This is a genomic window from Verrucomicrobiota bacterium (assembly GCA_034440155.1).
Taxonomy (GTDB): Bacteria; Verrucomicrobiota; Verrucomicrobiia; order JAWXBN01; family JAWXBN01; genus JAWXBN01.
The window spans coordinates 1-6493 of record JAWXBN010000131.1; the positions used below are offsets into that span (position 1 = coordinate 1).

General features: G+C 46.4%; 9 protein-coding genes. 7 read left to right on the forward strand and 2 right to left on the reverse strand.

Annotation, left to right across the window (positions count from 1 at the left end; all coding sequences use genetic code 11):
- Positions 1-864: phytanoyl-CoA dioxygenase family protein (locus SGI98_13175; GenBank protein MDZ4744355.1), on the reverse strand; the 864-nt coding region annotated here is incomplete at its 3' end.
- A 178-nt stretch (positions 865-1042) separates the two neighbouring features.
- On the opposite strand from SGI98_13175, the gene SGI98_13180 reads away from it, so the two are divergent.
- The 6 genes from SGI98_13180 (at position 1043) to SGI98_13205 (ending at position 4553) form a co-directional block, all read left to right on the forward strand.
- Positions 1043-1807, forward strand: a complete 765-nt coding sequence (locus SGI98_13180) for a helix-turn-helix domain-containing protein (protein MDZ4744356.1) — start codon at positions 1043-1045, stop codon at positions 1805-1807.
- A 112-nt stretch (positions 1808-1919) separates the two neighbouring features.
- The gene (locus SGI98_13185) at positions 1920-2684 is read left to right on the forward strand and encodes a hypothetical protein (GenBank protein MDZ4744357.1); all 765 of its coding nucleotides are present in this window, start codon (positions 1920-1922) and stop codon (positions 2682-2684) included.
- A gap of 249 nt (positions 2685-2933) precedes the next feature.
- A complete protein-coding gene (locus SGI98_13190; protein ID MDZ4744358.1) occupies positions 2934-3101 on the forward strand; it encodes a hypothetical protein in 168 nt (55 codons plus the stop codon).
- Between the two features lie 23 nt (positions 3102-3124).
- Complete coding sequence (locus SGI98_13195) at positions 3125-3373, forward strand: hypothetical protein (GenBank protein ID MDZ4744359.1); 249 nt, start codon at positions 3125-3127, stop codon at positions 3371-3373.
- A 133-nt stretch (positions 3374-3506) separates the two neighbouring features.
- Complete coding sequence (locus SGI98_13200) at positions 3507-4004, forward strand: hypothetical protein (GenBank protein ID MDZ4744360.1); 498 nt, start codon at positions 3507-3509, stop codon at positions 4002-4004.
- A 15-nt stretch (positions 4005-4019) separates the two neighbouring features.
- Positions 4020-4553, forward strand: coding sequence for a DUF192 domain-containing protein (locus SGI98_13205; protein ID MDZ4744361.1), 534 nt, complete (start codon positions 4020-4022; stop codon positions 4551-4553).
- 12 nt (positions 4554-4565) lie between these two features.
- Here the strand turns inward: SGI98_13205 and SGI98_13210 are convergent, their stop codons facing one another.
- Positions 4566-5204 (reverse strand): OmpH family outer membrane protein, encoded by a 639-nt coding sequence (locus SGI98_13210; protein ID MDZ4744362.1) that lies wholly within the window; start codon positions 5202-5204, stop codon positions 4566-4568.
- 122 nt (positions 5205-5326) lie between these two features.
- On the opposite strand from SGI98_13210, the gene SGI98_13215 reads away from it, so the two are divergent.
- A complete protein-coding gene (locus SGI98_13215; GenBank protein ID MDZ4744363.1) occupies positions 5327-6490 on the forward strand; it encodes a polyprenyl synthetase family protein in 1164 nt (387 codons plus the stop codon).
- Positions 6491-6493: the final 3 nt, after the last annotated feature.

The window sequence follows — 6493 nt, forward strand, 5'->3', positions numbered from 1 at the left end:
AACAAAAGGTTTCTCGGTCTTGTCCACATAATCACAATGGGCACGTTCACGCAGGCACGCCTGGAGGAGTTTCTGTTTGACGGGGATGTATTCCGGACGGTGGGGGCCTAGGGCCAGCTCGGTCTGGATCGGCCGGTATTCATAATAAATAACCCGGCGCAATTTGCTCTGGGCCGAGGGTGAACCATGTAATGCCATCACATTATGGAAAAGCACATCACCGGGATCCACCGGAATGGGCACAGCCCCCTCAAAGCGGAATTCCCCCGTGCCATCCGACTGGGTGAAATCATTATTTCCACCATTCAGGTAGGTAATTCTCTCATTGGTGAATTTTTCTTCCCAGAGATTTGAACCTAAAATGCCCCACAGGCAATTACTCATGTCCGAGCCGTCTAGGTAGAAATCCACATTAAAGATCGGTTTGTTTTCGACCATCCCGGCTGCATAATCCCGGTGCCAAGCGATCGTCGCTCCCTTTCCCGGAGTTTTAAAAACCATACTATCCCATGTGGGAATAAAATTCGGTCCCTGGAGTTTCTCGACACTTTTCAGGATGAATGGATGTCCGGCCAACACCTTGCCCGCTTGTGTTTTATCGACGACGTATTCGATTCTAAAAGGTGTTTCCACCCCGCTTTTGTGTTTGGTGTAGAAATAATCCGGATCTTGTACACGCTCGGACATGGAGCGCTCGACGAGTGGCAGCGTTTGTTTTTGGAGCTCCTCGAGTTCGCGGCCCCGCAGCAAATTGCGGATGAGTAAGAGGCCGTTATCGTGGAAGAATTGGGCTTGTTCATCCGTGATACAGTCTTGTTTGGTAGCGTCAATATGGGGGAATAAATCGTTAGTAGTTTGATTCATAGGGTGGGGGTAGGGGTTATATTTCAGACTAGTTTACACCTTTTTACAGTATATTCCTCCGGTTTATCTCCTATTTTTTCCTGTATTCTCAGGTTTTTCATGTTATCCCTACTATCTCGTGAAGAAAAATGATCATGTTTCCTACGGACTCTGGGCTTTCAGAGGGCATCCTACCCCGATGACTGAAAATCATTCCCACTCTGATATCGAGATTAACTATCTCGAAGAGGGGGAAATGACCTACTTGATCCATGGTCAAAAGATGACGATCCCTGCACGCAAACTGATTATTTTCTGGGCCGCCATCCCCCACCAGCTGATCGACTCCACCGTCAAAAACATGCACTGGATTACTATCCCCCTGACATGGTTCCTCCAGTGGAAACTGCCTGAAAATTTCACGCGCAATTTGCTCAATGGTACATTGATCATCGAGCCATCCGTGCTCCCGTTGGATTTCACACAAGTCTCGGAATGGTCAGAAATGCTTGATCCCAAAACAAATAATGACGAAAAACGTAAAATCGCTCTCTTAGAGATCGAGGCTCGACTACGCAGGATGGCCCTTGAGTTCCATAACCACAAAAGTGACCACCGCAAACCCACCCACTCTGCGGATAATCCCACAAAGGTCGAGCAAATGGCAGAATACATCGCCCAAAATTATTCCCAATCAATCCAGATCAAAGATATCGCCTCCAAAGCAGGACTGAATATGAACTATGCCTCCACCCTTTTCCGGCAAAGCCTCGGCATCAGTATTATGGAGGCTGTCGTCCATCACCGCCTCTGGCACTCACAGAGGTTACTGGCGACGACCGACAATAAAATGATCGATATCGCCTTCGCATCGGGATTTGGGTCACTGTCCCGGTTCTACGAGGCTTTCACCCGTCAATTCAAAACCTCCCCCCGCAAATACCGATCCAGCATCGGCAGATAGTCTTGATTGAATACCGGGTAAAGCCTTATCGTCACAATCATCAGGTATGCGCTCCCTCATCCTCATTTTATGGTTTTTTTCGGCTTGTGCTCACGCAGGGACAAATCTCGTCATGAAAACCCTCGATATCGGGGATGCCGATTATCACAGTGTCAAAGAATACCTAGATGATGCAAAAAGTCCCCAAGGCAAAGTCATCATGGTCACCGGAAAAGGGAAAATCATCCTTCAAGACACCCCCGAAGCCATCGCTCTCATGACCGAGATCATCACGGAAGCCTCCAAACCCGCCCCCCTGATCCGGATCGAGCTGACCCTCGATGAAAAGGGGTCATCCTCTGTCAAAGGCGTGGATGTCCAAGCCTCCGGCTCCATCAATACAGGACGCGGGAATATTAAAATCAATCCCATCGAGAATAACATGCTCTCAATGAGTGCGCGTAATGACTCGAGTAAATCCAGCCATCTCTCATCACAATTCCTTTTGGTCAAAAGCGGGGCCAGCGCAGTGATCAAAGTCGGTGAAGATGTCCCTTTTGTGGATTATTTCTGGGCTTATGCTCATGAGCTCGGGATTCTTTATGATGTCAATGTCCGCTGGCAGGAAATCGGCACCCAAATGCGCGTTTACGCCTCAGCTCGCGGGAATATGATCGATATCGAGATCGTTCCTGAAATCACCGCCCTCACGGGGGACCGTTATGCCCCTGTGAGTTTCCGTTCGCTCGCCACGACAGTGACCCTCAGGAATGGTGAATCAATGAATATCGGCGGTTTCTCAAAAGCCGACAACGATTTCAACAGACACTTTTTCTTCGGCACTCGGGCAACCGGAACATTAACCGGTACATTCCGACTCAAAGCCCAACTGCAATAAGGTCAGGATCGGTTATATTAAAATGAACACGAGGTGGAAAAAATAATTCGATTTTTAAGGATTCAAAAAAAGCCTTTGAAAATAAAATCCTGAATATTTCCTTCAAAAGCAGTCTCTCCTATTATATACTCGCACGGGTAATGAAAAAAAAGAGGCCTTACTACTCAAAAAAATCCAAAACGTGCGCGGACTAAGCCAAGAGGAAAAAATCCTCTTCGCCCGAAGCCTCGCCGCCACACCGGACGAAAGATGGGAAATGCACGAAACACATCGTCGATTTCTCTTGTCCTTCAAGCCCTCAAAGAAAACAAAATCCGTTACATCATAGCGGGGATGTCCGCAGCCTTTATCCAAGGTGCTCCAGCGACGACGTTGGACACCGATATTTGGGAATACTGGAAATATGCCGTAAGTTAGGAGGCGAAAGTCTAGCCCCTACTGTGAGTGCTTTTGCTGATGGTACCATGATCAATTTCCTGTACTCGATCGATGGGCTCTGGGGTTTTGAATATGAATATAAAAGATCCATCAAAAAAAGATGGCAAGGCCTGACTGTTCCTATCCTGCCCCTTATTCGTATCCTCAAAAGTAAACAATTCATCGCACGGGAAAAAGATCTGGCACACATCCCCCTACTCAAACAAACAATCAGGCTGACAAAACGGGCAAAGACCAGCAGCAGAGAATAACACTGATGCGTTAGAAACTGAGGCATCCCCACCTGCCGGGGGTAAAAAGAGTTTACCTTCGGAGCAGAAGATTAATCTAAGAGTCGAAAAAAAATAATAAAACTTTCTGATCATTGATTTGTTAATGACTCATATGGAAAACGAGCAAGATAAACTCTGGGAAATAATGGGACGGGCTAAAAAGCTTGATCCCTCACCATGGTTTACCGAGCAAGTCCTTCGGAGAGTAGAACGGATAGAGCAAGTCCGGGTGGAATACATCTCCTTTCCAAAGTTTTTTTGGAAATTTGCTACGGCATTTGGCGTTTTTGCGATAGCCGGAGCGATTTTCTTCATGACTCCTCCCGATCAAATGCCTGTATCCCCGACACCCACATTGGTGCAAGTTTCTACCCCTGTCCCCACCCCACTAATTTCTCAAGTCACAGTCAGCCAACCTCTTATAGAAACATCTAAAGAGGACCAGCAACTCGTCGCGCTCACGACAAATAATGCCGTTGTCTCCCTGCCTGATGCTTCAGAGGCCGCCTGGAATCCCGCGATTCAGACACCTGCAAAAAAGGTTCATGACCTGAATCTGATTCAAACGGGGTTTGAAACTGCAAGCGGACTTGGCACGCAGGATTTTTAAGTCTAAAAGACATGGGTGCAAACATCTACCCTACTCCCCGCCTCATTCCATTTAATCTCTCGATTCAAATTCTGTAAGAAACTCGTTTTAAACTTATTGCTCCTATCCCTTTGCGTATGGATAAGTGGTTGCTCCGAGCATAAAGAGATTGCCCAGCCCAAACTTCCCACAAAAAAAATCCAGATAGCCTCAAAGGTCCTGGATACCGAAATCGCCCGGACGACGGAACAAAAAAATACGGGGTTAATGGGACGAAAATCACTGGGGGAAAATGAAGGAATGCTTTTTATCAATCACTCCCCACAAACAGCAAGTTTCTGGATGAAAAACACCCTTATCCCACTCTCGATCGCCTATATCGATGAGGACGGGGTAATCCAAGAGATTTATCATCTGGAACCCCTCCGGCTAGATACAGTCCAGAGTCGCCAATCCAATATCAAATACGCTCTGGAAGTTAATAAAGGCTGGTTTGAAAAGAATGGCATATCTATCAAACAAAAAATCTCCGTCAAAGACGGAGATTTAAGTCAGTTAGAAAAAGAGTAGGAGTACTGTGAATTAGGGTTTCTTCGCAGGAGCACTCGTCGCAGCAGGACTATTGATTGCGGCAATAACATCATCGGAAATATCGCATCCTGAAGTGTCAAACACCACAAATCCGCCTTTCCGTTTATCAAGAACGAGGTTATATCCGAGTTGAGTCGCTTTCTTTCCGGCTGCTTCAGCGATCTCGGTATACATTTGCTCCATTAAACGGCCGCGTTGCTCGGCGAGCTGACGCTCACGGGAACCACGCATTTCCTGATATTGCTGCATTTTCATTTGGAATTCGACACCCTTGTCTTGGACAGCTTTTTTCTTATCTTCCTTGGCCTTCTCATCAAGGGCGGGATTATTCAGGTCTTCTTGGAGTTTACGGCCTTCTTCTTGGATTTTCGTGACAGTCGCTTCCATTTCCTGACGGTCTTTCTGGTAATTTTCTAGGGCACCCTGAAGGGTTTTTTCGGCATCCTTTTTCTTGTTAAACGCATTCAGGCATTTATCCATATCCACCAAAGCGATTTTGGGGCTGGGTTTGGCTGTCGCGGCAGCAGGAGCAGCAGGAGCGGCGGGAGCTGTTTGAGCAAATGAGCTCATTCCGGTTCCCAAAAGTGAAATAGAGATGATCGAGGCGATTATGGTATGTTTTGTTTTCATAATATTTTGTGCGGTGATACTGCCAGAGGGGCGATCTTTAGCAAGTATTTTTGACTGGTTTAAGGAATTCCTCCGTTAGTTACATTTGACAGATTTTTTATCTGCAGTATTTTTAACAGCGAATGCGAACTAAAGTTTCATCAAAAAGTGGACCGGCAAATAAATTTGTCGATACGCTCCAAACTATCCATCTCGGTTTTGAAAACCAGTTCCGGAACTATCTTTACGCCCAAAAATCAAAATATAATTATGGTGAATTATTTGATCCATTGATTGATGACCTGATTGAATATGCGACCAGGCCCGCAAAAAGGGTTCGCCCACTCCTTCTGCTATTAAGTTATAAGTCCTTTAACCAGAATACTCTATCTCTTGATGAAATTATTAATAATTCCTCAGTGATGCGTTCCGCCATGGCTGTTGAGCTCCTCCACGCATTCATCCTCATCCACGACGATGTGATTGACCGTTCCGAGCTCCGGCGCAACTTGCCCACCTATCACAAACTCGTCGAGGAAAGGCTTGGGAATTGTTCCGGCCGGGCGCGGGCCGGAGAAAATGTCTCCATAGTTTTCGGTGACATCGTCTTTGCCCTCGCCGTAGAAACCTTTTGTAATCAACCATGCCCCAGCGAAACTCATCAAAAAGCCCTCCATAAATTCCTGAAATATTCCTGCGATACAGGTGCGGGTGAAATTCTCGATATCCTCCTCTCTATCAAAGATATCGGACATGTACGCGAACACGAGATTCTCCAGACGTACCATCTCAAAACTACCCGTTATACTTTTGAATGCCCATTAGTCCTCGGGGCGACACTCGCGGGGGCTCCTGAGGAGACTTGTGCGCAATTGGCCAAGATATCACACCCCCTCGGATTGGCATTTCAAATCGAAAATGACCTCCAAGAGTTCGAGATTGAGCAACGTTCATTCCAAAGCGACCTGCTCGAAAGCAAAAAAACCCTTTTGATCATGAAAGCCTACGATGCGGCATCGGAGGAAGAAAAGGCCTTTATCCAATCCTGTTTTGAGACACCTCTTCTCAATGATACTTCGCTTTTCAAACTGCACGAATTAATCCTCAAAACGGGGGCTTACCACGAACTCCGGAAAAAAACGGATGAACTCTTTGAAGAAGCCGACAGGCACCTTTCCGAGTCTCCCTTCACCGAAGAACAAAAGAATACCTTCAGCGAGTTTATTAAGTTCATGCAAAAACAATTCCAAAAACAATCCCAACGGAATACCTCTTTTGCTAAGACACTCTCTTCGGGTACTGAATAATTC

Excerpts from the sequence above, each read along its gene's own strand:
- SGI98_13180 (MDZ4744356.1), top strand. The coding sequence starts at position 1,043 with ATGACTGAAAATCATTCCCACTCTGATATCGAGATTAACTATCTCGAA.
- SGI98_13185 (MDZ4744357.1), top strand. The coding sequence starts at position 1,920 with ATGAAAACCCTCGATATCGGGGATGCCGATTATCACAGTGTCAAAGAA.
- SGI98_13190 (MDZ4744358.1), top strand. The coding sequence starts at position 2,934 with ATGGGAAATGCACGAAACACATCGTCGATTTCTCTTGTCCTTCAAGCC.
- SGI98_13200 (MDZ4744360.1), top strand. The coding sequence starts at position 3,507 with ATGGAAAACGAGCAAGATAAACTCTGGGAAATAATGGGACGGGCTAAA.
- SGI98_13210 (MDZ4744362.1), bottom strand. The coding sequence starts at position 5,204 with ATGAAAACAAAACATACCATAATCGCCTCGATCATCTCTATTTCACTT.
- SGI98_13215 (MDZ4744363.1), top strand. The coding sequence starts at position 5,327 with ATGCGAACTAAAGTTTCATCAAAAAGTGGACCGGCAAATAAATTTGTC.